Source organism: Pseudomonas sp. SDO5271_S396, from assembly GCF_054071795.1.
The window spans coordinates 1-369 of the sequence record NZ_JBSVWB010000124.1 but is presented as its reverse complement, the minus strand read 5'-3'; the positions used below and the strand labels follow the sequence as shown (position 1 = coordinate 369).

Here is a 369-nt window from a genome sequence, read left to right as displayed (position 1 = left end):
CGTCACGTTTCAGGTAACCGCGCGCCACGCCGACACCGCCGATGTACAGCTCGCCGATGCTGCCGATCGGCAACGGCTGCTGGGCCTCGTCAAGAATATGCAGGTGCAGGTTGGCGATAGGTTTGCCGATGGGCACGCGCGTATCGTTGGCCGAGCAACGCCATACCGAGACATCAATGGCCGCTTCAGTCGGGCCGTACAGGTTGACCAGCGCCGCCGGGTGTTGCCCCATAAAACGCTGGACCAGATCGGCGGGCAAGGCTTCACCGCTGGCAAACACCTGCCGCAGGCTGGTGCAGGCAGACAGGCTCGGCTCCTCGACAAACGCGCGCAGCATCGACGGCACGAAGTGCAGGGTGGTGACCTGTT

General features: G+C 64.0%; 1 protein-coding gene. It reads right to left on the bottom strand.

Going from position 1 to position 369, the window contains the following annotated elements:
* Nucleotides 1-369, bottom strand: a 369-nt coding sequence (locus ACW9IN_RS30125; RefSeq protein ID WP_457369245.1) for an AMP-binding protein, incomplete at both ends; no start/stop codon positions are given.